22 protein-coding genes, 1 other RNA gene and 1 riboswitch are annotated in these 24,176 nt (G+C 31.8%); of the genes, 11 read left to right on the forward strand and 12 right to left on the reverse strand.

Annotation, left to right across the window (positions count from 1 at the left end; all coding sequences use genetic code 11):
• Positions 1 to 165: 165 nt before the first annotated feature.
• The 4 genes from BVC87_RS20530 to BVC87_RS20545 form a co-directional block, all read right to left on the reverse strand.
• Positions 166 to 2,940, reverse strand: a complete 2,775-nt coding sequence (locus tag BVC87_RS20530) for a bifunctional aconitate hydratase 2/2-methylisocitrate dehydratase (protein ID WP_075344282.1) — start codon at positions 2,938 to 2,940, stop codon at positions 166 to 168.
• Positions 2,941 to 3,349: 409 nt separating this feature from the next.
• Positions 3,350 to 3,666: RNase P RNA component class A (rnpB, locus tag BVC87_RS20535), an RNA gene on the reverse strand.
• A 157-nt stretch (positions 3,667 to 3,823) separates the two neighbouring features.
• Positions 3,824 to 4,945: a molecular chaperone DnaJ gene (gene dnaJ / locus BVC87_RS20540; RefSeq protein ID WP_075344283.1), complete on the reverse strand. Its 1,122-nt coding sequence runs from the start codon at positions 4,943 to 4,945 to the stop codon at positions 3,824 to 3,826.
• A gap of 71 nt (positions 4,946 to 5,016) precedes the next feature.
• Positions 5,017 to 5,598 carry a nucleotide exchange factor GrpE gene (locus BVC87_RS20545; RefSeq protein ID WP_075344284.1) on the reverse strand — a complete coding sequence of 194 codons (582 nt, stop codon included), beginning with the start codon at positions 5,596 to 5,598 and terminating at the stop codon, positions 5,017 to 5,019.
• A gap of 144 nt (positions 5,599 to 5,742) precedes the next feature.
• Between BVC87_RS20545 and BVC87_RS20550 the strand changes: the two genes are divergently transcribed.
• Together BVC87_RS20550 and BVC87_RS20555 are read left to right on the forward strand one after the other, a co-directional pair.
• On the forward strand, positions 5,743 to 6,249 hold the full coding sequence (locus BVC87_RS20550; protein ID WP_143569864.1) for a hypothetical protein: 507 nt from the start codon (positions 5,743 to 5,745) through the stop codon (positions 6,247 to 6,249).
• 152 nt (positions 6,250 to 6,401) lie between these two features.
• Complete coding sequence (locus BVC87_RS20555) at positions 6,402 to 6,605, forward strand: hypothetical protein (protein WP_075344286.1); 204 nt, start codon at positions 6,402 to 6,404, stop codon at positions 6,603 to 6,605.
• Positions 6,606 to 6,692: 87 nt separating this feature from the next.
• On the opposite strand, the gene BVC87_RS20560 is transcribed toward BVC87_RS20555, so the two are convergent.
• The 5 genes from BVC87_RS20560 to BVC87_RS20580 form a co-directional block, all read right to left on the reverse strand.
• Positions 6,693 to 7,448, reverse strand: coding sequence for a hypothetical protein (locus BVC87_RS20560; protein WP_075344287.1), 756 nt, complete (start codon positions 7,446 to 7,448; stop codon positions 6,693 to 6,695).
• Between the two features lie 147 nt (positions 7,449 to 7,595).
• Entirely contained in the window at positions 7,596 to 8,909 is a 1,314-nt protein-coding gene (gene murA / locus BVC87_RS20565; RefSeq protein ID WP_075344288.1) for a UDP-N-acetylglucosamine 1-carboxyvinyltransferase, read from the reverse strand.
• On the reverse strand, positions 8,910 to 9,542 hold the full coding sequence (locus BVC87_RS20570) for a DUF4290 domain-containing protein (protein WP_075344289.1): 633 nt from the start codon (positions 9,540 to 9,542) through the stop codon (positions 8,910 to 8,912).
• A 55-nt stretch (positions 9,543 to 9,597) separates the two neighbouring features.
• A complete protein-coding gene (locus BVC87_RS20575) occupies positions 9,598 to 10,329 on the reverse strand; it encodes a DUF6928 family protein (RefSeq protein WP_075344290.1) in 732 nt (243 codons plus the stop codon).
• Between the two features lie 15 nt (positions 10,330 to 10,344).
• Positions 10,345 to 12,606: an ATP-dependent helicase gene (locus BVC87_RS20580; RefSeq protein ID WP_394331645.1), complete on the reverse strand. Its 2,262-nt coding sequence runs from the start codon at positions 12,604 to 12,606 to the stop codon at positions 10,345 to 10,347.
• A 255-nt stretch (positions 12,607 to 12,861) separates the two neighbouring features.
• Here BVC87_RS20580 and BVC87_RS20585 point away from each other — a divergent pair, with 255 nt between their 5' ends.
• Both BVC87_RS20585 and BVC87_RS20590 read left to right on the forward strand, forming a co-directional pair.
• Positions 12,862 to 14,133 carry an amidohydrolase gene (locus BVC87_RS20585; protein ID WP_075344292.1) on the forward strand — a complete coding sequence of 424 codons (1,272 nt, stop codon included), beginning with the start codon at positions 12,862 to 12,864 and terminating at the stop codon, positions 14,131 to 14,133.
• Between the two features lie 15 nt (positions 14,134 to 14,148).
• Positions 14,149 to 14,661 carry a DUF7935 family protein gene (locus BVC87_RS20590; RefSeq protein WP_075344293.1) on the forward strand — a complete coding sequence of 171 codons (513 nt, stop codon included), beginning with the start codon at positions 14,149 to 14,151 and terminating at the stop codon, positions 14,659 to 14,661.
• Positions 14,662 to 14,730: 69 nt separating this feature from the next.
• On the opposite strand, the gene BVC87_RS20595 is transcribed toward BVC87_RS20590, so the two are convergent.
• The 3 genes from BVC87_RS20595 to BVC87_RS20605 all read right to left on the reverse strand — a co-directional run bounded on the left by BVC87_RS20595 (position 14,731) and on the right by BVC87_RS20605 (position 19,003).
• Positions 14,731 to 15,798, reverse strand: a complete 1,068-nt coding sequence (locus BVC87_RS20595; RefSeq protein WP_075344294.1) for a YncE family protein — start codon at positions 15,796 to 15,798, stop codon at positions 14,731 to 14,733.
• Positions 15,799 to 15,800: 2 nt separating this feature from the next.
• Positions 15,801 to 17,681 (reverse strand): TonB-dependent receptor plug domain-containing protein, encoded by a 1,881-nt coding sequence (locus tag BVC87_RS20600; protein ID WP_075344295.1) that lies wholly within the window; start codon positions 17,679 to 17,681, stop codon positions 15,801 to 15,803.
• 35 nt (positions 17,682 to 17,716) lie between these two features.
• Positions 17,717 to 17,908: riboswitch (cobalamin riboswitch) on the reverse strand.
• Between the two features lie 228 nt (positions 17,909 to 18,136).
• Positions 18,137 to 19,003, reverse strand: a complete 867-nt coding sequence (locus BVC87_RS20605; RefSeq protein ID WP_075344296.1) for an SDR family oxidoreductase — start codon at positions 19,001 to 19,003, stop codon at positions 18,137 to 18,139.
• A 119-nt stretch (positions 19,004 to 19,122) separates the two neighbouring features.
• Here BVC87_RS20605 and BVC87_RS20610 point away from each other — a divergent pair, with 119 nt between their 5' ends.
• The 7 genes from BVC87_RS20610 (at position 19,123) to BVC87_RS20640 (ending at position 23,905) form a co-directional block, all read left to right on the forward strand.
• The gene (locus BVC87_RS20610; RefSeq protein WP_075344297.1) at positions 19,123 to 19,452 is read left to right on the forward strand and encodes a winged helix-turn-helix transcriptional regulator; all 330 of its coding nucleotides are present in this window, start codon (positions 19,123 to 19,125) and stop codon (positions 19,450 to 19,452) included.
• Positions 19,453 to 19,571: 119 nt separating this feature from the next.
• The gene (locus BVC87_RS20615; protein ID WP_075344298.1) at positions 19,572 to 19,751 is read left to right on the forward strand and encodes a hypothetical protein; all 180 of its coding nucleotides are present in this window, start codon (positions 19,572 to 19,574) and stop codon (positions 19,749 to 19,751) included.
• Positions 19,752 to 19,930: 179 nt separating this feature from the next.
• Positions 19,931 to 20,434: a bifunctional adenosylcobinamide kinase/adenosylcobinamide-phosphate guanylyltransferase gene (locus tag BVC87_RS20620; RefSeq protein ID WP_075344299.1), complete on the forward strand. Its 504-nt coding sequence runs from the start codon at positions 19,931 to 19,933 to the stop codon at positions 20,432 to 20,434.
• A gap of 6 nt (positions 20,435 to 20,440) precedes the next feature.
• Entirely contained in the window at positions 20,441 to 21,472 is a 1,032-nt protein-coding gene (gene cobT, locus BVC87_RS20625; RefSeq protein WP_075344300.1) for a nicotinate-nucleotide--dimethylbenzimidazole phosphoribosyltransferase, read from the forward strand.
• Positions 21,473 to 21,498: 26 nt separating this feature from the next.
• A complete protein-coding gene (locus tag BVC87_RS20630; RefSeq protein ID WP_075344301.1) occupies positions 21,499 to 22,263 on the forward strand; it encodes an adenosylcobinamide-GDP ribazoletransferase in 765 nt (254 codons plus the stop codon).
• The gene (gene cobC, locus BVC87_RS20635; protein ID WP_075344302.1) at positions 22,248 to 22,781 is read left to right on the forward strand and encodes an alpha-ribazole phosphatase; all 534 of its coding nucleotides are present in this window, start codon (positions 22,248 to 22,250) and stop codon (positions 22,779 to 22,781) included. Before BVC87_RS20630 ends, cobC begins: the two co-directional genes overlap by 16 nt.
• Positions 22,781 to 23,905 carry an ABC transporter substrate-binding protein gene (locus BVC87_RS20640; protein WP_083629664.1) on the forward strand — a complete coding sequence of 375 codons (1,125 nt, stop codon included), beginning with the start codon at positions 22,781 to 22,783 and terminating at the stop codon, positions 23,903 to 23,905. Before cobC ends, BVC87_RS20640 begins: the two co-directional genes overlap by 1 nt.
• Positions 23,906 to 24,176 lie beyond the last annotated feature (271 nt).

Here is a 24,176-nt window from a genome sequence, read left to right on the forward strand (position 1 = left end):
TTATTTACGAATAATTTCACTCGAAGTGACAAAAATATGTATGCGAAATTATATTCCAAAAATCGTATTATTCACATTTAACATGATTGTTTAGATTCCTATAACAACAAAAAATCCTGAGTTCATAAACTCAGGATTTTTTTAAAGCTATATTAATATTTCTAATTAAACTACTAATAATTTTTGTGATGGCTTGAATTTAGTTAACACAATACCTTCAACAGCTGCTTGATATTCTTCTAAAGTAGGAGTTCTACCTAAAATTGAAGATAATACAACTACAGGCGTTGATGATAATAAAGATTCTCCTTTTTTCTCTTGAGAATCTCTTACCACACGACCTTGGAATAAACGTGTAGATGTAGCCATTACCGTATCTCCTGGTTCCGCTTTTTCTTGGTTACCCATACATAAATTACATCCTGGACGCTCTAAGTATAATACGTTTTCATATTTTGTACGTGCTGCTCCTTTTGGTGCATCATCGTCAAATACAAAACCTGAATACTTTGCTAAAACATCCCAATCACCTTCTGCTTTTAACTCATCAACAATGTTATACGTTGGAGGTGCAACTACTAATGGAGCATTGAATTTAACTTCACCTTGTTGCGCTTCAATGTTCTTTAACATTTGAGCTAAAATTTTCATATCTCCTTTGTGAATCATACATGATCCAACAAATCCTAAATCAACTTTCTTAGTTCCTCCGTAGAAAGATAATGGTTGAATATTATCGTGAGTATAACGCTTAGATACATCTTCATTATTTACATCTGGATCAGCAATCATTGGCTCAACAATCTTGTCTAAGTCAATAACAACTTCAGCATAATATTTAGCATCAGCATCTGGTTTTAAAGCTGGTCTGCTTCCAGATTCTAATTCAGCAATACGATTGTTAGCTTTGTCAACTAAACCTTGTAATACTTGCTTCTCATTATCCATTCCTTTATCAATCATAATTTGAATACGATCTCTAGAAATTACTAATGATTCAATTAATGTTTCATCTTCAGAAATACAGATAGAAGCTTTTGCTTTCATTTCAGCAGTCCAATCTGTAAATGTAAATGCTTGATCAGAAGTTAAAGTTCCAATATGTACTTCAATAATCTTTCCTTGGAATACATTTTCTCCTTCAAATTGATCTAACATTTGTTGCTGTGTAGCATGTACTACATCACGGAAATCCATGTATGGAACCATGTTTCCTTTGAATGTAACTTTAACAGACTGAGGAATTGGCATAGTTGCCTCTCCTGTTGCTAAAGCTAAAGCTACTGTTCCAGAATCAGCTCCGAAAGCAACACCTTTTGCCATTCTTGTATGTGAATCACCACCAATAATTACATCCCAATCATCAACAGCAATATCATTTAATACTTTGTGAATTACATCCGTCATTGCATGATAAACTCCTTTTGGATCACGTCCAGTAATTAATCCGAAGTCGTTCATAAACTTCATTAATCTTGGAATGTTAGCTTTTGACTTATCATCCCAAACAGAAGCGGTATGACATCCTGACTGATAACCAGCATCTACAATTGGAGAAATAATAGTCGCAGCCATCATTTCTAATTCTTGAGAAGTCATCAAACCAGTAGTATCCTGAGATCCTACAATATTAACCTCTACACGAGTATTAGAACCCGCATGTAACGTTACTCCTGGAGTATTTCCTACTGCATTTCTATTGAAAATCTTCTCAACAGCAGTTAAACCTTGTCCTTCAATAGAGATTTCTTTAGAAGGTGCATATACTTGAGGTACATCAATACCTAACGATTTACATGCGAAAGTTTGTAATTTTTTACCGAAAACAACTGCGTAAGAACCTCCTGCTTTAATAAACTCCATCTTTTGAGGAGTTAATGCAGTTGAGATATCTTTTAATTCAGTATCTCCGTTATATAATTTCTTTTCTTTTGTATTGATTGTTAAAACTGTACCTGTTTCAACTGAATAAACTTCTTTTAAAATTGGATCACCATCTTCATCTACGATAGTATTTCCATTTTCATCTTTTTGTTTCACCCAGTTTTTAAGATCGATACCAATACCTCCTGTTACACCAACTGTTGTTAAGAAAATTGGAGCAATACCATTAGTACCAGCAATTACTGGTGCAATATTGATAAAAGGCACATATGGACTAGAAGGAATACCTGTCCATAAAGCCACGTTATTAACACCTGACATTCTTGATGAACCAACTCCCATAGTTCCTTTTTCAGCAATCAACATTACACGTTTATTTGGATGTTCCTTTTGTAATGCTAATAATTCATTTTGCATGTCTTTGTTATGCTCAAACATAGATTGCCCGTGTAATTCACGATCAGATCTAGAGTGTGCATCTGCTCCAGGTGATAATAAATCAGTAGATATATCTCCAACTCCAGCAACATAAGTAACTACTTCAATTTCTTCTTGTATCTCTGGTAGTTTTGTAAAGAATTCAGCTTGTGCGTAACTTTCTATAATCTCTTTAGCAATAGCACTTCCTGATTTCATTGCGTTTTCTAGGCGCTCTGTATCAGCTTCATATAAAAACACTTGAGTTTTTAGTACTTTGGCAGCTTCAGTAGCTATAGTAGTATCGCTTCCTAAAGCTAAATCTAATAATACCTCAACAGAAGGTCCCCCTTTCATGTGAGATAGTTGTTCAAACGCAAAGTCAGAAGAAATTTCTTCTACATTAGTTTCTCCAAGAATAATTTCTTTTAAAAACTTTGCTTTTACTCCAGCTGCACTTGTGGTACCTGGTAAGGTGTTATAAATAAAAAAGTTAAGAGATTCTTTTCTGTGTGGATTTTGAACGTCTTTAATTTGTTCAATAACTTCACTTAATAATTCTGCTCCATCTATTGGTTTTGGATGAAGTCCTTGTCCTTTTCTTTCTTCAATCTCTTTAAGGTAATCTTGGTAGTTCATAAAATAGAAAACTTTTCAATGTTAAAGGCAATGTAGAAATCATAAACAATTCATTATTGCCTGAGTTAATTGTACAGTGTCGTTTGTACAGATTTTCACCTGTCACATGTTTCTAGTTGAGTGTTAAATCAATACAAAATGTAAATTGAATTCTATGTGCTTAGGAAAATGATTACCGTACACTAATGCAATCGATTTCGATAAATTTAACCCAACAAAAGTACGATTTTAGGTTTTATTTTTAAAGCAAAGTATAAACCAAACTGCTATATAAGGATTTAGCAAAAAACAAGTTCTAAAATGAAGATTTGTTAAAAATAGAATTAAAATAAAATCATTTATTGAGCATCTAGCAATTTTGACTTAGTTTTTTAAATAATACTTTTTTTATATTAATTCTAAATAGATATAAAAAAGCAGACCAATAAGCCGGATTCTGTTACCTAAAAGGTCCTTATCATTTATCTAGTACTGATATTACTATCAATCTCTATCTGCCTACCCCTTAGAATTGTGCGAGTAACACTCGAGCTCTAATATACGTGGCATTGCACCGCATAGAGTTTACCTGATTTCACTACAGCATTACCTGTACATTCTTTCTGTTGCACTTGTCCTCAGTTTACACTGGACGGATGTTATCCGCTATGCTTACTCTTTGGTGTCCGGACTTTCCTCTTTAATCTGAAACAAATTCAGAGTAAAGCGATAAGGTTGGTCTGCCAATATTTTTGTAATCGTGTTTCATAAAAAAACCCACTCAAAGATTGAGTGGGAAAATTGCTATGAAAAAGAAAAAGTATCTAAGACGTCTCTTAGACACTACAAATATAGAACATTTTTAATTACTCACAAAATAAAAGTAAAAAAAATGTTCATTTTTTTAAGAAAACATGTCTTTAACTCTATCAAAGAACGATTTATCTGTTTTTTGAGGGTTAGGTGAAAAATTTTCATCTACTAACATCGACTCAAAAAATTTGCGTTGGTCTTTAGTTAGCTCTTGAGGAGTCCAAACATTAATATGAATTAAGAAGTCCCCTATTCCATAACTTTCAATACTTGGTAAACCTTTACCTTTTAATCTTAAAATCTTTCCTGATTGGGTACCTGGTTCAATTTTAATTTTTACTTTACCTGTTACCGTTTCAATTTCTTTTGATGTTCCTAAAACTGCTTCGGAAAAGTTTATGTATAAATCGTAATGTAAATTACTTCCTTCCCTCTTAATAGTTTCATGCGGTACTTCTTCAATCAGTACTAATAAATCTCCTGGGATTGAATTTTTACCTGGAGCTTCATTTCCTTTACCTCCAACTTTTAACTGTACCCCTTCAACAACTCCTTTAGGAATATTTATAGTTACTGTTTCTTCCTCTACTACTAAACCTTGAGCATCTGCATTGCTTGGCCTTTTATCGATAACTTCTCCAGCCCCATGACATGTACTACATGTTGTAGCGGTTTGCATTCTTCCTAAAATTGTATTGGTAACTCTTGTTTGTTGACCTGAACCTTTACAGGTTGGACAAACCTTATAAGTTACACCATCTGCTTGCTTTTTACGACGAACTTTTACCTTCTTTTCTACACCATTCGCTATGTCTTCTAAAGTAAGTTTTACTCTAATACGAAGATTACTTCCTTTTACTCGTGCTTGTCTGGCACCACCGCCGAAGCCTCCAAAACCACCACCGAAAGCACCACCAAAAATATCTCCAAACTGGCTAAAGATATCATCCATATTCATTCCGCCACCACCGAAACCTCCTGCTCCACCTTCAAAAGCAGCATGTCCGAATTGATCATAACGCGCCTTCTTCTGCTCATCACTTAATACTTCATAAGCTTCGGCGCATGATTTAAATTTTTCTTCAGCACTTTTATCATCAGGATTCTTATCTGGATGGTATTTAATAGCCATCTTACGATATGCTTTTTTAATTTCTGCTTGAGTAGCAGACTTAGAAACTCCTAATATTTCGTAATAATCTTGTTTTGCCATGTCTTTTCAATTGACAATTAACCATTAACAATACACTATTGATAACCGATAATTGATAATTAATAATTGATTTATGCTTGTGCTACTACAACTTTTGGATGACGAATGATCTTATCTCCTAACTTGTACCCTTTTTCTACACAATCAATTATTTTTCCTTTTAAATCATCTGAAGGTGCTGGTATTTGAGTAATAGCTTCGTGAGTGTCTGCATCGAAAGTATCTCCTTGATTTACTTCAATAGCAGTCAATCCTTTTTGCTCAAGGGTTTTTAATAACTTTTGATAAATCAATAAAACTCCCTTTCTAAGCTCTTCTGCTTCCTTGTCATCTTCAATATGTGTCAGTGCTCTTTCAAAATCATCTAAAACTGGCAGTAAAACTGTCATTAATTCCTGACTTGCTGTTTTAAATAATTCAATTCGCTCTTTAGTAGTTCTTTTTTTATAGTTTTCGAACTCAGCAAACAAACGTAGATATTTATCTTTTTCTGCTTGTAATAAATCTTCTGAACTTGGTCCAGTAGTTTCTTCATTTACTACTTCTTTTGCTTCTCCTTCAACACTTGTAGTATCTTCAGTATTGGTTTCTAATTCAGCATTATCGATAGCATCCTTTAGTTCATCTTCTCTAGTATATTCATCTTTACTCATGGTAAATACTTCAATTTAATTTTAATTACACTTTGTAGTAGCAAGAATATTGCCAATAGAGAAACTGTGTCAATATGACATATTTATACTAAAGAAAAAGAATACTGGTTATTATATTATAAAGAACTATAAATTATAAACATTATGAAACGTCTCCTAAACTTAGTTTTATTTGCAATGATAATCACGTTATCATCTTGTAAAAAAAATCCTGCTGAAAGTCCAGAACATAAAGCTTTACTTGCTGAACACGAAGTAATGATGAATACTCATGAAGAGCTTGAAAAAAAACATGCAGCTATGAGTGATGATCACAGCACAATGATTGCAACTCATAAAGATCTTGAAAATGATTCAATTCATGTCGTAAACGAGAAAACTCATGCTGCTATCTTAACTTCTCATAACTCTTTAATTGAAAAACACAAAAGCCTTGTAGAAGAACATAAGGTACTAGAAGAGAAACATGCCACCGGAAAAGTTAGCTTAGAAGAAATGACTAAAGATCATGAGAGATTAAAGAAAGAACATCTTGAAATGATTGAAGAACATAAAAAAATGCTGAAAGATCACGAAACAGTTAAAGCTGAAGATTCTAAAATGTTAGAAGAGCATAAAAAAGAAACTGCTGAAGGTTCTAAAAAAAGCTAAATCACTGAAATACATTAACTCCAAGGCATCTAGAATTTAGATGCCTTTTTTTTAACATTTTTTTTTATGTAATGCTACTTTTTTAAGAAATTACTTTATTATTTTTAAAACAGTTTAATCAAATATTAATTTAAAAAGTCCCTTTGGAAATTATGAAAAAATCATTTTTAAATGTACCGGGTGCTACTCAATTAAGTAAAGCACAACAACAAGAAGTAAACGGAGGAATCGATTTAATCGGTTACGGAGATTTAAGTAAGTGTGGATGCGATTGTGCAGGAAGAGTTACTGGACCTTTGTATTGCCAAAAACTAATAGGTTGTCCTCAAGTTTACACTTGTGAAGAAACGATATAAAATTTATTTTTATACAAAAAATGCGTCTGAAGATCAGACGCATTTTTTGTTGGAAACTACCCAGGTAGCTATTTCTCCAGTATTTTATTACTTTGGCGCATTAATTAATTCACTTCCTTCAGGAATAGTAAAATCAACTTCATTTATAAAAGTGATATCTGTAATACTTACTTCACCTATTTGGTCCGTATATCCTTCTTTTAAGTTCCATAAATGGAAAGTCCAATTCGTAGAAAAAGGAATACCTTCAACTACCTTGTAACTATTGTACTTTACAGCATGTGGTTCTTTTTCTGCTGCTTCTTTTCCTTTACCAAAACTAACAATGTAAGCTGCTCCTTCTAATCTATTACTTTTAGACTTATAGATTACATACCAATCATCTGGCGCATCACCAGTTCCTGATGCAAAAGCTAATTTACCTGTACTCAAGTTTTCTTTACCCCATTTATTGTTTTCAAAATTAGACCACAATGTACCTTTATCATTTAATTTATAAGGTAAACCTAGAAAGTAAGACCAAGTAAAAATATCAAATCTAGCGCCTCCTTTGGCTTTAGCTGGAATTCCTTTACCATAAACATTAGATCCATCAAAAATAATGGTAGCTCCATCTTCTTTAAGAATTTTAATCTTCCCTCCTCCTGGTTCTTGAATTATAGTTCCTTTCATATAATCTTTACCTCCGAATTTAATATCGATTTTATAAGAGATATATTTTTTACTTAAAAAAGTAGATTTTTGATGTGTATCTTCTATACTAGACGTAAATTTTTCTGCTTCAGTTTGAGAGTAAACAGCTAAAGACACACTTAAAAATAGCGTTAAGACGATTTTTTTCATTTTTAAAATATTTGTTCATCATGATTTTCTATTCATAGAGTCGTAATTAATTTTTAACCTTACTCTTTTTAATGTAGAAATATAAGAAAACAAAAAAGCGACTTAAAAAGCCGCTTTTCCTTATATGTTCTATCTTGAAGTACGAATTTAATCTTCTATTCTTTCTATTTTAGCACCTAATGCTTGTAATCTAGGAACAATACGTTCATATCCTCTATCGATCTGTTCTATATTATGTATGATACTTGTTCCTTTTGCAGATAAAGCAGCAATTAATAATGAAATTCCAGCACGAATATCTGGTGATGTCATTTTTGTAGCTTTTAATTGTGATTGACGATTATGCCCTATTACTGTAGCTCTATGTGGATCACATAAAATTACTTTAGCTCCCATATCTATCAATTTATCGACAAAGAACAATCTACTTTCAAACATTTTTTGATGAATCAATACAGTTCCTTTTGCTTGAGTAGCTACTACTAATACAATACTTAATAAATCTGGTGTAAAACCTGGCCAAGGAGCATCAGCTACTGTTAATACAGAACCATCTATGTAGTTTTGAATTTCATAACTCTCCTGAGCAGGAATAAAAATATCATCATTTCTTTTTTCTAATTGAATTCCTAATTTTCTGAATACATTGGGAATTTGCCCTAGATCTTTCCAACTTACATCTTTAATTGTTAATTCTGATTGTGTCATAGCAGCCATACCAATCCAGCTACCTATCTCAATCATATCTGGTAAAATTCTGTGTTCGCAACCTCCTAAACTTTCTACACCTTCAATAGTTAATAAGTTTGAACCTACACCTGATATTTTTGCTCCCATACTATTCAACATTTTACTTAATTGTTGTAAGTAAGGTTCACATGCAGCATTATAAACGGTAGTTGTACCTTTTGCTAAAACAGCAGCCATTACAATATTCGCTGTACCTGTTACTGAAGCTTCATCCAAAAGCATATCGGTTCCTGTTAAACCATCTTCAGCTTCTACACCATAAAAATACTCTTCTTTATTATAACGAAACTTTGCGCCTAAGTTGATAAAACCTTCAAAGTGGGTATCTAAACGTCGTCTTCCTATTTTATCTCCACCAGGCCTTGGAATATACCCTTTGCCGAATCTTGCTAACAAAGGACCAACGATCATTATAGACCCTCTTAAAGAACTTCCATCTCTTTTAAATTCAGGACTTTCTAGATATTCTAATTTTATATCGTCTGCTTGAAAACTATATGAATTGGAGCTTAATTTTTCTATTTTAACTCCTAATTCTCCTAGAATAAAAATAAGCTTATTCACATCAATAATATCAGGGATATTATTGATCACTACTTTTTCAGGGGTTAATAAAACTGCACATATAACTTGTAAAGCTTCATTTTTAGCTCCTTGAGGAGTAATTGTACCTTTTAGTTGATGTCCTCCTTCTATTTTAAAAGATGCCATTTATTTTCTTCTGTTTTTAGAATTTTTATTGTTTGTTGGTTTCTTTTTTCCTTGTGAGTTTTTATTTTTCAATAGCACTTTTACATCTGCTAACTCGTCTTCTTTTTCTCTATAATCTATCTTAGTATCTGATAATTCATACAAATGATCAAAAATCACAATGTCATCTACATTATCTTTATTCCAATTTAAATAACACTTCTTCATATGATTTGCTATAGTATACACTAACGCTTCTTTCATATCACCATCCTCCCAAGTTAATGCTACGTCTATCATGGTTTGAATATTCGTACCATAGAATCTGTATTTAGATGCAGATTTAGGATAAGGTAATGACTGAGGTTTTTCTTTCAGTTCTTCTTGTGAAGGTTGCTCATAAGGAGAATCTACATCTAATTTAAAATCAGCCATAATGTGCAACTGATCCCATAATTTATGCTTAAAATCTGGAACGTCACGTAAATGAGGTTGTAAATTTCCCATTACATCTATTATAGCTTTTGCCATTGTATTTCTTTCCTCCTTTGTAGGTAGATTTATACAGTGATCTACTAATTTTTGTATATGTCTACCATATTCTGGTATAATCAATTTAGTTCTTCCTGAGTTATATTCTAAATCAAACGTCATTCTCTTAATTTATTTAACGCAAAGTAAGGATTAATTATGAATTCTGAATTACTATTTAACCTTTAAAAACTGTCCTTTTTAGAATTTGCCAAATAATAACAGCGATTATAATGAACAGATATTTAACCCATTTGCTTTTTTTATTAACTTCTTTAGTGTTTTTAGGATGATTGAAAGAAGATTTCCTGAATTTAAATCCTTTTAATTTTGTATCAAAAAGTAATGAATTTGTGTCAATACTTTCATTGAAATATCTTTTAGATATTTCAAAAACAAAATTTTCTCCAACCTGATCATCGGTAAAGTATTCGTCAGATACCTCATCGAAATGAAACAATCTTTCTCCATGAATTGTTTTAGCCTTTGCTAATAACTCTTTTTCCTCTTTTAAAGGTTCTCCATATTCGATAAAAGTACCGCTTTCGGCACTACCTCCTCTTACTCTTAGTTTTACTTTATTTTTAGAAATTGAATATCCCCAAAAATTAACTACACTATGTAACGCGATAGCGCAAATTTCAGTATTTTCAGGAAAAGCTTCTGTTAAGGTTTTTTCTCCCTTTAAAATAATTTCATTTAAAAAAGTAGTAGGAAGATCTTGAGCACAAATCAATAAATTCCCTTGAAAACTTCCAATATATACTTCGCCTTCATTAGGGTTTATAACCTCTTCAAAAAAGTGACTTCCTATTGATGTTAGCTCATGAAAACCAAGCTTTTTCAATAATTCAATTTCTTCAACTTGTTCGTTGGAGTTCACAATCAACATAGATGCTTTCCATCCCATAGTCTATTTTTATTATTATCCTATAACTTTCAATTTTGCGAATTGTAATAATAGTTTTTTCTTACCTACTGTGGCGAATTGAATTTCTGCTTTTTTATTAGGGCCTTTTCCTTCTAAACCTACAACCTCTCCCTTACCAAATCTGTTATGCTCAACAATATTACCTACCGCTACGTCACCATCAAACAGGTTTGTTTTCGTTGATGAAACTTCAGAAACTTTTTTCATTTTTCCTTTTTGAGGAATCAAGCTTCCTGATTTTTTATCTAAAAATTCTTTTCTTTTCTTTTGAATTGGTTTTTGAAAACGAATCTTTTTAGGAGCATCGTCAAATAAATCTGCATCTATAAATCGATTCGCTCTAGGTTCAGGTAATTTAGGGGTAATGTATTCTAAAAACTTATCATCGATTTCTTCTAAAAAACGACTGGGTTCTCCATCAGTAAGTTTACCCCAACGATATCTTGTTTGTGCATAAGTTAGATATGCTTGCTTTTCTGCTCTTGTTAAGGCTACATAAAATAAACGTCGTTCTTCTTCTAGTTCAGATCTGGTATTCATACTCATAGCCGAAGGAAATAAATTCTCTTCTAAACCAACAATATAAACATATGGAAACTCTAGTCCTTTTGCTAAGTGAATAGTCATTAAAGATACCCGAGGCGTTTCATCTTTTTTATCACTATCAAAGTCTGTTGCTAAGGCCACATCTTCTAGAAAAATAGGTAAAGACGCATCTTCTCCAGCTTCGATTTTATCAGTAATAAAATCTTTAATCCCATTTAATAATTCCTGAACATTTTCAACCTTACTGATTCCTTCTGGAGTGCCATCTTTCTGAAGATCTTTAACTAATTGTGTTTGTTTTACTACCTGATCAGCTACTTCATATGCATTTTTAGTTTGAGACTCTATTTGAAAACGCTGAATCATATTCGCAAAATTTTCAAGTTTAGTTTTAGTCCCTGTATTGATTTTTAAATCTAAAGAAGCCATATTTAAGATCACTTCGAAAATTGACTTTTTATAATGATTTGCAGCAATCGTTAACTTATCAATTGTAGTTTGACCAATACCTCTAGCAGGATAATTAATCACACGTTTTAGTGCCTCTTCATCATTTGGATTGATTAACAAACGTAAATACGATAATAAATCTTTAATTTCTTTTCTTTGGTAGAATGAAATTCCTCCATAGATTTTATACTTTATATCTTTTTTACGTAGTGCATCTTCAATTGCTCTAGATTGCGCATTTGTTCTATATAAAATAGCAAACTCATTGTTGGTTAATTGCAAATTCATTTTATTTTCAAAAATGGATTGTGCTACAAACCTACCTTCTTCACCATCAGAAATGGTTCGCATTACCTTTATATACCCTCCCGATTCATTGGCTGTCCATACCTCTTTATCTAACCGGGTTTTGTTTTTAGCTATTACAGAATTGGCAGCGTCAACAATATTTCTGGTTGACCTATAATTCTGCTCTAGCTTAAATGTTTTAACATCAGGATAGTCCTTTTGAAAATTCAAGATATTTTGAATATTCGCACCACGGAAGGCATAAATACTTTGCGAATCATCACCTACCACACAAATATTTTGAAAACGATCTGCTAGTGCCCTTACTATTAAATATTGAGAATGGTTAGTATCCTGGTACTCATCCACTAAAATATATCTGAATCGATCTTGATATTTAGCTAGTACATCAGGAAAACGTGATAAAAGTTCATTAGTACGTAATAGTAAATCATCAAAATCCATAGCTCCAGATTTAAAGCATCGGTCTACATACTCTTTATAAATATCACCTACTTTAGGTCTACTCGCCATTAGATCTGCTTCTTGCAAATCGGAATTATTAAAATATGCTCTAACAGTAATTAAGCTATTCTTGAATGACGAAATTCTGCTTAAAATTTGCTTAGGTTTATATCGATCTTTATCAAGATTCATTTCTTTGATTATAGCAGTAATCAAACGTACTGAATCTTGCGAATCGTAAATTGTAAAGTTAGAGGGATACCCTAACCTATCTGCTTCAGATCTTAATATCCTTGCAAAAACAGAGTGAAAGGTTCCCATCCATAGATTCTTGGCTTCACTGTATCCTACCACTTTTGCAATTCTCTCTTTCATTTCTCGAGCAGCTTTATTGGTAAACGTTAGTGCCAGAATATTAAATGAATCTACTCCTTGCTCCATTAAATAAGCTATTCTGTAAGTTAACACTCTTGTTTTTCCTGAACCTGCTCCTGCTATAATAATCATTGGCCCATCTTTCTGTAAGACAGCGGCTTTTTGTGGTTCGTTAAGTTGTTCTATATAAGTACTCAATGGAAATATATGATTGAAAGTAATTTAAAGGCTAAAATACAGGAATAATTCTAGTTTAGAATGTAGATTAGTTCAAATTTTATTCACAAGTATTTAACCTTTTTCCCAATAAATAAATGTGAAAACAAATTGTATCTTTACATAAAGATAAACCAAAACCATTACATCCCTTCAAATACATTTTACTTTATGAAATCTTTTTTTCTCACTTTTACCTTTAGCATATCTTTAATGTCATCTTTTGCTCAAGAGTTATCTAATGATTTTAAAGAGATTGAATCTAAAGTTATTGAGTGGAGAAGATATTTTCATCAAAATCCTGAACTTTCAAACAGAGAATTTAATACGGCAAAAAAAATTGCTAAGCATTTAAAAAGCTTAGGTATAAAAACTCAAGAAAATGTTGCTAAAACTGGAGTTGTGGGAATTTTAGAAGGTAGTAAGCCAGGAAAGGTAGTAGCTTTAAGAGCTGATATTGATGCACTTCCTGTGATAGAACGAAATGATTTACCATTTAAATCTACCGTAAAATCAACCTACTTAGGTAAAGAAGTTGGTGTAATGCATGCTTGTGGACATGATACACATACTGCCATTCTTATGGGTGTTGCTGAGATTTTATCAAAACATAAAGACCAAATTAAAGGTACTGTTAAATTCATTTTTCAACCTGCTGAAGAAGGAGCTCCAGAAGGTGAAGAAGGTGGTGCAGAATTAATGGTAAAAGAAGGTGTACTAAAAAACCCAAATGTTGATGCTATTTTTGGATTGCATATTGCTTCTGGTTTTGATGTTGGTACTATAAGTTATAAGTCTGGTGGAATTATGGCGGCTTCTCAAACCTTTAAAATTAACGTAAAAGGTAAACAATCTCATGGTTCTAGACCTTGGGCTAGTATAGATCCAATCATGATTTCTGCTAAAATTATTGATGGTTTACAAACTATTATCAGTAGAGAAGTTGATTTAACCAATGAAGGGGCTGTAATTACAGTTGGAAAAATTGATTCTGGAGTACGTAGTAATATTATTCCTGAAAGTGCTGAAATGATTGGCACTATTAGAACTTTGGATTATGGAATGCAAGAACAGATTAATGATAGAATGAAGGAAATGGTTCCTGCCATTGCAAAATCGTACAGAGCAGAAGCCTCTATAGAAATTGAAAAAGGGTATCCAATAACATTTAATGACATAGATTTAACTAAACAAGTTTTACCAACATTACAAAAAGTAGCAGGCACAAAAAATGTACATGAAATTAAAGCCATTACTGGAGCAGAAGATTTTTCTTTCTTTCAAAAAGAGGTGCCTGGTTTTTACTTTTTTTTAGGAGGTAAAACCGTTGGTAATACTAATCCTTATCCTCATCATACCCCCGATTTTATTATCGATGAGAGTGGTATGTTATTAGGTGTAAAAACAATGACACAATTAACATTTGATTTTTTAAACAATTAATTTTTTAGTGAATACATGGAAGACAAAATAATGGAAGGACTAGCTTTTGCATTACCTGCTTTAGTTACAGGAGGTGTAGCATATTTTATGTTTAGTTCTTTTTTACAAAGAGATGAAAACGAAAAAAAATTCGAAGCGTTGATTCAAAAGAAAAGAGAAAGCTTGCCTATGAAATTACAAGCTTATGAGCGTTTACTATTGTTTTGTGAGCGTATGAATCCTGCAAAATTGTTAACCAGAATTAATCCTATTGGAACAGATTCAGATAGTTATGCACACCTTTTAATTGGTAATATAGAACAAGAATATGAGCATAATATGGTACAACAGCTATATGTTCATGAAAATGCATGGAAAGCTGTAGTTGGTTCTAAATTAGCTATAATTAATAAAATTAGAACTACTGCTGAAAGTAGCGATAATGCTAGAGAACTTAGAGAAAATTTGTTAATTGACTATTCACAAATTGAAAGTCCAACTGAAACTGCAGTGGCAATAATAAAACAAGAAGTTAAAAAATTGATATAAAAAAAGGTTACCGAATTGGTAACCTTTTTTGATAGATAAGGAACAACTAAACTAAGCTGAAAGTTTCAGCTAGTTAAAATATATTTTAGAAGCTCCTAACGGCGCATCTAAAGTAGTTTCTTTAGTTATTGTACTTAAGTTAAATACATTCATTTTGCTTATATCAGTAAAACTAGCATCTAATGCATATAACTTTCCATTGTTTAATTCTATACCATATAAGAATCCATCTACGGCAGTTAGTACTTTTGCTTGTGGTAATGTATTCCCTGTTACTGACATCATGTACACATCATTTCCTATACTATAACAAATAGTATTACCTTCTATTACCATTAATTCTGGGTGAACACCATCAGGAAAAACTACTTCAGAACTTACTTCCAAAGTTGTTGTGTTTATAGTAGCTATACTTCCTACTGTTTCATTACCTGTCCAAGATTCATTTCCTCCAGAAAGTACAATTAAATTTCCATTAGCAGTAAAATCCATTTCATCTGGCTTAAATTTTACATCAATAACTTTTTCTACATTGTTATTATCAGCATCAATTACAGATATCTTATTATTTGTACCATACGCTCCTTTATGAGAAACAAATATTTTATCTCCATTATTAGTTATTCTCTCAGGACCAACCGCCACATCTATTTTAGTTATTAATTTAAATGTATTTAAATCTACAACTGCAATAAAATCATCATCTATATTATCTCCAAAAGAACCTTTTCCCCAGTTAGTAATATATCCTTTACTACCAATTACAGTCATATACCTAGGGTTTTCTAATCCTTCATTTATTTCATCTAGCTTTTCAAAAGTAAATCTATCTACAACTGTAATTGTATTTTGATTGTCTACTATTATATAAGCTTTATCGTCATCAAATGCTAGAGATTGTAAAAAAGTACCTAAATCAGTTCCATTTACTTTATTATAAATCTTACTCTCAGTATTTGATAAATCATTAGAAATGAAAGAAACTGAACCTGTTCCTGCTCCTGATCCTTCTCCACTTACTAAAATTCCATTTTCATAATCTCCTCTCGGTAATTGTTTTTCATTATCATCACTACAAGAGATGAAAAATAAAAGTCCTGAAAATAATAATACTTTTAAAAAATTAATTTTCTTCATTTTTAGAATGTATAGTTTATGTTTAAATTATAGTTAATACCTGGCATAGGTCTATTCTGAATGATTACATAATCTGTATTGAAAAGGTTGTTCACCTTTCCCCCTATGCTCATGTTTTGTTTTTCTGTTTTTATGAAATTATAACGTAATCCTATATTTGAGACATTAAAATTATCAACTACAAAATCTTCATGATTACTTTCTGTAGTATAAATTTTTCCGTTGAATAGGTTTTGATAAAAAATTGATAAACGTTTATAGCTAACACTCACATTAGTATTAGCAATATGCTTAGGTACAAATGGAAGTGATTTTTCTGTGTTCTTATTTGTAGCATCTACATAGGTATAGTTCATAGAAAAATTTGTTGCAAATTGATCTAAAAAGCTGTGACTAAAATTAAAAGATGCTTCAATACCTTGATTCAGTGTTTCTTCAATATTTACAGGTGTCCATACTCCAGGTCTATTTGGGTCTCCTCCTGGCATCCAAACGATATTATCTTCTGTGTTGATAGTAAAGTAAGCTATATCTAAATTGACTTTTTTCGATTGATATCCAATTCCTACTTCTCCTTGTAACGAAGTTTCAGGAACTAAATCCAGATTACCTTGTCCTGGCCAAAACAGATCATTATAGGTTGGGACCCTATAATTTCTAGAAGTATTTGCTCGTAAAAAGAAATGAGAAATAGGTTTCAACTTAAAACCAAAAGCATAACTCAATGGAACGTCAAAATCAGAATTGTAATCTTTTCGCACTTTTATATCGTAAGAAAAACTACGTTTAAGATTGTGGTTAAAAATCAGTGACTGGGAAAACTCTTGTCTGTTTCTCTCTGAAATTTGATCTGTTCTACCATATACGCTTTCAAAACGTGTGTTTGAACTAAGCGTAGCCTGTAGAGAAGGGAATGTATAATCTATCGTTACATCTGCAAAAATCCGATCTGAACTTCCAAAATTAAAAGCATCTAACTCCTTATCGTCAAAATACTTGTACTTTTGAAATAAATAGGCTAATCTTGTAGTTAAACGTAGATTATTTTTTTTAAACTGTAGTGATAATAAATTTCTTTGATTGATATCTTGATACTTATCATTAGCTGCTGTAGGATTAGGTAGCTCTCCTGATAAAAGTCGATCTCCTAAATAATAAGTCGTAAAAAACTCTAATACTAATGCATCAGAAAACTTATATGCATTTGAAAAGTTGATAGTGTAATTATCATACGCCCCATTGGCATTTCTAAACTCTGAATTTAAAAATGGATAATCATTATCTGAACCATTATAAGAAATTCCAAAGTTTGCTGCGTATGTTTTAGACTGGTACTTTAATTTATATAAACTATTGATGGTAGCAAAACTGCCAAAAGTACCTACCAATTGATTTTTAAATTTCTTTTCTTCATTAAATTTTAAAATATCGTTTAAGTGTATGGTTCCACCAATAGCTCCCGAGCCAAACTCTATACTTCCTCCTCCACTACGAACATTTAATTCATCATATAAACCTACAGTTAATGAGTTAAACCCTGTTTGTCCATTATTTATCGAATTGATATTAATTCCGTTCCATAACACTGCAGTATTAGAGGAGCTTGTTCCTCTAAATCTTGCAGAACTGGTACCACCAACACCGTGTTCTCTTAAATATAATGACGTATTATAACGTAATAAAGAAGTAAACGATTCTAAATTATTAACAATAATAGAATCATTGATAGTAGTAACCTTTAATGCGGTAGAATTTCTAACTAACCTTTTATTAGCTTGAACAACTACTTCATTGAGTTGGTTGTTAGTAATAGTGTCTTTCTGTGCATATACTTCAATGTAAATTGCACAAAAACAAATAATCGAAAATAAAACTTGCTTCATTATATGCCCTATAAAAACCTTTATCCCGAAGGTTTGTTATCCCATAATTTTTGGCAGGTCTCCTGGCTTGCGTCATGTAACTTACCTTCCCGCTTACGCAGTGGTTAAAAGTATGTAGTTACTAGCTTTATAGCTTACAGTTGCGGGAACAGCTTCGGTTTTACACCGAATTCCCTTTTAATTTATTCCAATGAAATTGAAATAAAACCAAAAATCGAGGCAAATTTATAGTATAATTATAAATTAACCATCATAAATCGTTATAATTTCCGGGTTTAACATTTTATGTTTCTTATTCTTTATGAATAGTCGTAATGAATTATTTACTTTTAAAGATTCTATATCTCACCTTCTAATTAAGTAAACATAGCTAGAAAATTCTTTATTTAGTATTAAAAAAGGAATTATTACTTTTCATAATAATTCCTTTTTTAATTTGTAGCTAAACAATAATTTTAAGATAGCTCCCATTTCACAGATGCTGCCCAATCATCTAATGTTTGTGGCTGTACATTTAGTATCTCATTGGTTTTTGCAAAATCTTTAGAGATTAAATATTCATTTTTATCGGCAACATAACGATAAAGATTAGAAATTTCTCTTGCTGGAATTTCTCCAAAGGCAGGAGTCAATTGCTGCTCAAAATCGTCTGGAGATACTCCAACAAAATTTACTGTTTTTCCTATTTGGTTCGAAATTGCGTCTGCTATTTCTTCACCTGTAACCACATTTCCTCCAATTGGTAATGTTTGCCCAGCTAATTCAGGCTTTTCTATTGCAGAGGCAGTATATTTACCTAAATCAGCATGACTGATCCAAGGGGTTTTAGAACCTGATGCTACTGGATAAGGCACAATATTATTGTTTAAAATTACTGGAATAGACCATGGCGCTGCTAAATTGTCCAAGTATACATCTGGCATTAAAGTAATAACATTTAGTTCAGCATTATCAAACTGTTCTTTCAATTCTCTTTTTAAATCAAGACTATCAAAACCATTATTCGACTCAGGTAAATCAAAATTAGTATTATATACTACAAGATCTATATTTTGCTTTTCTGCTGCTTTTATAAAATTCGCAACATAATTTTTAGCTTCTTTTTCATCAAAAACTAAAGGTAAGGTAAATACAGCTGCATCAGTTCCTTTTAATGCTGCTTCTATACTTTCTACATCATTTAAGTCTCCTTTAAAAATCTCAATTTTATTTAACATTTTTTCAGAACGTGAAATGGTAGTTACATTATGACCTTTAGAAATCATAGCTTTAGCTATATTTCCCCCTTGAGCACCTGTTGCACCTGATACAAATATTTTCATCTTTACTTTTAGTTTTAATTACGAATACAAATTTAGTACCTTTACTATCTAAAAGTCAAGCACATACTAAATAGTAAGGTACTTACTTAAAAGTTAGTAATACTATAAATCAATATTTTATGATTGATAAAAATGAGAAAAAAAATAATTCTTGTCCGGTTAGCTCTGCTATGAACGTTATAGGTGGAAAATGGAGTATGCAAATTATTTTTCAAATTGGAAGGGAGAAAAAAAGATTTGGAGAATTAAAACGATTGATTCCAGCTATAAGTGAGAAAATGCTTATTCAAGAACTAAAAAAACTAACTGAAGCTTCAATTCTTCATAGAAAAGCATACAAAGAAATTCCACCAAAAGTAGAATATTCTCTTACCGATAGAGGGATAAAAACCCTACCTATTATTGACCAAATTGCTGCATTTGGTAATGAACTTATTGACGAAATATGATAATTGATGGATTTCTATAATACATCTAACTGATTTTTAAAAAGTAGAATTTATAAAGGTGTAATTCCAGTTTATCTTTTTAGTATATTAGTAATAATTAACCAAATACATTTAAAATCATGTTTACAAACATTTCAAAACTAGGTACACCATTAACAAAATCTGAGCAACAATTGGTAAAAGGAGCTTTTTTTCTAGCTCGTTGTCGCACTGATAGAGATTGTGATTCACTAAGCTCAAGACCTCCTTTTGAATATGAAAAATTCTTCTGTTTTAGAGGATATTGCCAAATTCATTAAAAGTTAATGGTAAACCACTTTATTACAGCTAGTAAAGTGGTTTGTTTTGGTAATTTATTCTGAAAAATATTTTGTTTTACGATTTCGTTAACTATACCTCATCAACTACAAATCATAAACTACCCTTCCTTTATTTCAACAAAAATTATAATCTTTGCTATCAATTAAGTCAATGTAAAATGATATACTACATAAGTGGTGGTGAACGATCTGGAAAAAGTAGATATGCACAAGAACTTGCAGAGTCTTTAGCTGACAATCCGTATTATTTGGCCACTTCAAGAATTTGGGATGAAACTTTTAAACAACGTGTACAGCGTCATATTTCTGAAAGAGATGAGCGATGGACCACCATTGAAGAAGAGAAAAATATAAGCGCTGTAATTCCTCCTAATAGTACAGTAGTTGTAGATTGTGTTACGTTATGGTTGACAAATTTTTTCACAGATACTGATTATAATGTAGAAGTTTGTTTACAACTTGCTAGAGAAGAAATTCTAAAGCTATCGGAATTAGATTCAACTATTATTATCATTTCTAACGAAATTGGAATGGGTTTACATGCTCAAACTAAATCCGGAAGACAGTTTACAGAACTTCAAGGTTGGGTTAATCAGTTTATTGCACAGAAAGCTGACAAAGCCACTTTTATGGTTTCTGGCCTGCCTTTAACTTTAAAATAAAAATAGATGATTACACCCATCTCTACTACGCTGGTAACAGAGTTACAAAAGAAAATAGATTTTAAAACTAAGCCTATTGGCTCTTTAGGAACTCTTGAAAAAATTGCCTTACAAATTGGTCAAATACAAAACACATTGACTCCTGAATTACATCAACCTGCTGTAGTCGTTTTTGCTGGGGATCATGGTATTGTAAAAAATAAACCTATAAGCCCTTACCCGCAAGAAGTAACCCAACAAATGGTGCTAAATTTTGTACAAGGCGGAGCAGCTATTAATGTTTTTTGTAAGCAACACAATATTGAACTCTTTATTGTAGATGCTGGAGTGAATGGCACTTTTGATTATACTACTCACCTTTTAAATCATAAAATAGCTTCGGGTACTTCAGATTATTCAGAAGGAAAAGCTATGTCTGTTGAAGCTTGTGAAACTGCTTTAGATGCAGGTAGAAATGTGATTCAACAATTGCATTTACAAGGCACCAACATTGTTGGTTTTGGAGAAATGGGGATTGGAAATACTTCTGCTGCTGCTTTATTAATGAGTTACTTTACCAATACTCCAATTGAAAATTGTGTTGGAAAAGGTACTGGTTTAGATGACAAAGGTGTACATACTAAAGGAGAAATTTTAAGCGAAGTATTTGATTTTCATAAGGATCAAATTGAAACCCCAATAGATGCATTAGTTAGTTTTGGAGGTTTTGAAATTGTGATGTTATGTGGTGCTATGTTAGAAGCTGCTCGTTTACAAATGACTGTTTTAATTGATGGCTTTATTGTGACTTCTGCTCTATTAGCTGCTCATGCTATCGACAACAATATACTGGACTATTGTATATTCTCTCACACCTCTGGAGAACAAGGGCATGAAAAAATGTTATCTCATTTACAAGTTTCTCCTATTCTTAATTTAGGAATGCGATTAGGTGAAGGTTCTGGTGTTGCTGTTGCATACCCTATAATACAATCGGCTGTTAATTTTTTAAATGAAATGGCTACGTTTGAAAGTGCTAATGTTTCTGAAGCGAATTAGGAGTCAATAATAAATGAAAACTTAGAATGAAAAAACAAATCCATTATTTTTTAACTGCTGTTTTATTTTTTACAAGAATTCCTTGTCCGAAATGGGTAGATCATTCTCCTGAAGCACTAAATAAAAGTAGCCGTTATTTTCCATTAGTTGGAATGTTGGTAGGTGGTATTGCTGCTTTGGTATATTATGGATGTACATTTATTTTTTCTCCTGAAATTTCTTTAGTGTTAAGCATGATAAGTTCTGTATGGACAACTGGTGCTTTTCACGAAGATGGCTTTGCAGATACTTGTGACGGATTTGGTGGTGGCTGGACCAAAGAAAAAATTCTCACCATTATGAAAGATTCCCGTCTAGGAACTTTTGGTGTTATTGGATTGTTGAGTATTTTAAGCCTGAAGTTTTTAAGTTTACAAGCACTTTCTTCACAAATTAATATTCCTATAGTTTTAATTGCTGGTCATGCCATTAGTCGATTTATAGCTACTATTTTATTATATACTCATGAATATGTTAGAGATATAGATACTTCTAAAATTAAACCTACTACAAAGCAAATGAGTACAACATCACTCATTATTGCTGCTTTTTTTGGAATTTTACCACTATTTCTTTTTCAAAACCTTTTTGTATTTCTTTCCATCATCCCTTTAGTAATTGTGTATGCATACATGGGACATTTTTTTAAGAAATGGATTGGTGGACAAACAGGAGATTGTGCAGGTGCGCTACAACAAGTAGCAGAAGTTGTTTTTTATATTTCTTTACTGGTACTATGGAAATTATTTTAGTTCGACATACCACTCCTGATATAGAAAAAGGTGTTTGTTATGGACAAGCAGACATTGATGTAACCACTTCTTTTAGTGAAGAAATTCAACCTATTTTAAGTGAATTGGATTCATATACTTTTGATAAAGTATACGCAAGTCCTTTACAACGGTGTGAAAAACTAGCAAAAAAAATTAGTGCTGAAGTTATTTTTGACAACCGATTAAAAGAATTGGATTTCGGAAATTGGGAACTACTAAAATGGGATGATATTCCTGCTGAAGAACTAAATCCATGGATGAAAAACTTTGTAGAAGTTCCAGCAACTAATGGAGAGTCTTATTTAGATTTATATAATCGAGTGCTAGACTTTTTAAATGAAATAACCTCTACTCGTCATAACTCAAATATTGTAATTGTTACACATGCTGGTGTTATGCGCAGCATCTGGGCATACTACAATACTATCCCTTTACATAAAACGTTTGATCTCAAGCTAACTTATGGTCAAATATTAAAAATAACAATCAGCAAATAATGATGACCCGATTACTACAATACATCACACCATTTTTACTTTTCCTTTTATGCATTCAGTGTAAACAAGAAAAAGAAAAAACAGTGGTAACTCAGCAGAAAACTTCTTCTGTTACTTATGCAAAAGGATTCGATATTAGTAAAGAAAACGGTAAAACTTATCTTATTCTAAAAAAGGTATTTCAAAATCATAAAGAACCTTTTACATATCTACTCTCTGATCATAATGACATTAAAAACAACACACTAAAAGTTCCTATGGAAAGATTGGTAGCTACCAGCACTAGCCATATTCCTATGATTGAATTGCTAGGAGCTCAAGATAAAATTGTTGGATTTCCGCACTCAAAATATATTTCTTCTGAAAAAACAAGAAAGCGTATTGATGATGGAGACATTATCGAATTAGGTTCTGAACAAAGTATGAATACTGAGCTACTTATGGATTTAAATCCTGAAGTTGTCATAGGTTTCTCTCTACACCCTAATAACAAATTGTACAACAATATCAAAAAGCTTGGTATTCCTGTTGTTTTTAATGGAGAATGGTTGGAAGAAACGCCATTGGGTAGAGCTGAATGGATAAAGTTTTTTGGTATTTTATTAGGCAAAGAAAAAGAAGCAGAAGCCATTTTTAAGCAAATAGAGACGGATTATTTGACTGTACAACAACTTGCTAAAAAAACAGAAAAAAAGTATACTATTCTATCCGGTAATCTTTTTAAAGATATTTGGTATGCTCCAGCAGGCAATAGCTTTATTGCTAAATTTCTAGCAGACGCTAATTTAAATTACTTATGGGAAGATACCAAAGGTACAGGTAGTATTCAACTTAGTTTTGAAAGTGTGTTAGATAAAGCACAAGAAGCTGACTTTTGGATAGGTTGTGGTAGTTATGAAACTAAAGAAAAATTACTGCAATTCAATAAACATTATACTCAATTTCCTCCTTTACAAAACGGAAAAACATATACCAGTGCTAGTGTGAAAGGCGCAACAGGCGGAATCAAGTATTATGAGTTTGCTCCTATTCGTCCAGATTTAGTTTTAAAAGATTTGATAAAAATTACACAACCTGAATTATTACCTGATTACCAACTTACTTTTTATAGATTGATAGAATAAAAATCAGTTTTATTATAAGCAATAAAATAGAAACAATCTTAGTCTTAAAACAAGTTTTTTTATTGTCTAATAAACAGATTGCTTCGTTCCTCTGCGTTACGCTCGCAAAGACATTTAGTTTTTGTCTTCACGTGGGATTGAAATAATCGAAGTGATCTTTTAAGTTATAGTTCTTAACTTTATTGGAAATTCACCACTGACAGATTGCTTCGTTCCTCTGCGTTACACTCTCAAAGACATTCAGTTTTTGTCTTCACGAGGGATTGAAATG

The organism is Tenacibaculum agarivorans (assembly GCF_001936575.1).
Classification (GTDB): Bacteria; Bacteroidota; Bacteroidia; order Flavobacteriales; family Flavobacteriaceae; genus Polaribacter; species Polaribacter agarivorans.

Bases quoted from the DNA above. Each gene is read 5' to 3' on its own strand.
- BVC87_RS20640 (WP_083629664.1), top strand. From the start codon at position 22,781: ATGATGACCCGATTACTACAATACATCACACCATTTTTACTTTTCCTT.
- BVC87_RS20545 (WP_075344284.1), bottom strand. From the start codon at position 5,598: ATGAGTAAAGATGAATATACTAGAGAAGATGAACTAAAGGATGCTATC.
- murA (WP_075344288.1), bottom strand. From the start codon at position 8,909: ATGGCATCTTTTAAAATAGAAGGAGGACATCAACTAAAAGGTACAATT.
- BVC87_RS20630 (WP_075344301.1), top strand. From the start codon at position 21,499: ATGAAAAAACAAATCCATTATTTTTTAACTGCTGTTTTATTTTTTACA.
- cobT (WP_075344300.1), top strand. From the start codon at position 20,441: ATGATTACACCCATCTCTACTACGCTGGTAACAGAGTTACAAAAGAAA.
- BVC87_RS20615 (WP_075344298.1), top strand. From the start codon at position 19,572: ATGTTTACAAACATTTCAAAACTAGGTACACCATTAACAAAATCTGAG.
- BVC87_RS20600 (WP_075344295.1), bottom strand. From the start codon at position 17,681: ATGAAGCAAGTTTTATTTTCGATTATTTGTTTTTGTGCAATTTACATT.
- BVC87_RS20575 (WP_075344290.1), bottom strand. From the start codon at position 10,329: ATGGGATGGAAAGCATCTATGTTGATTGTGAACTCCAACGAACAAGTT.
- cobC (WP_075344302.1), top strand. From the start codon at position 22,248: ATGGAAATTATTTTAGTTCGACATACCACTCCTGATATAGAAAAAGGT.
- BVC87_RS20620 (WP_075344299.1), top strand. From the start codon at position 19,931: ATGATATACTACATAAGTGGTGGTGAACGATCTGGAAAAAGTAGATAT.
- BVC87_RS20570 (WP_075344289.1), bottom strand. From the start codon at position 9,542: ATGACGTTTGATTTAGAATATAACTCAGGAAGAACTAAATTGATTATA.
- BVC87_RS20610 (WP_075344297.1), top strand. From the start codon at position 19,123: ATGATTGATAAAAATGAGAAAAAAAATAATTCTTGTCCGGTTAGCTCT.
- BVC87_RS20530 (WP_075344282.1), bottom strand. From the start codon at position 2,940: ATGAACTACCAAGATTACCTTAAAGAGATTGAAGAAAGAAAAGGACAA.
- BVC87_RS20550 (WP_143569864.1), top strand. From the start codon at position 5,743: ATGAAACGTCTCCTAAACTTAGTTTTATTTGCAATGATAATCACGTTA.
- BVC87_RS20605 (WP_075344296.1), bottom strand. From the start codon at position 19,003: ATGAAAATATTTGTATCAGGTGCAACAGGTGCTCAAGGGGGAAATATA.
- dnaJ (WP_075344283.1), bottom strand. From the start codon at position 4,945: ATGGCAAAACAAGATTATTACGAAATATTAGGAGTTTCTAAGTCTGCT.
- BVC87_RS20585 (WP_075344292.1), top strand. From the start codon at position 12,862: ATGAAATCTTTTTTTCTCACTTTTACCTTTAGCATATCTTTAATGTCA.
- BVC87_RS20560 (WP_075344287.1), bottom strand. From the start codon at position 7,448: ATGAAAAAAATCGTCTTAACGCTATTTTTAAGTGTGTCTTTAGCTGTT.
- BVC87_RS20555 (WP_075344286.1), top strand. From the start codon at position 6,402: ATGAAAAAATCATTTTTAAATGTACCGGGTGCTACTCAATTAAGTAAA.
- BVC87_RS20590 (WP_075344293.1), top strand. From the start codon at position 14,149: ATGGAAGACAAAATAATGGAAGGACTAGCTTTTGCATTACCTGCTTTA.
- BVC87_RS20595 (WP_075344294.1), bottom strand. From the start codon at position 15,798: ATGAAGAAAATTAATTTTTTAAAAGTATTATTATTTTCAGGACTTTTA.
- BVC87_RS20580 (WP_394331645.1), bottom strand. From the start codon at position 12,606: ATGATTATTATAGCAGGAGCAGGTTCAGGAAAAACAAGAGTGTTAACT.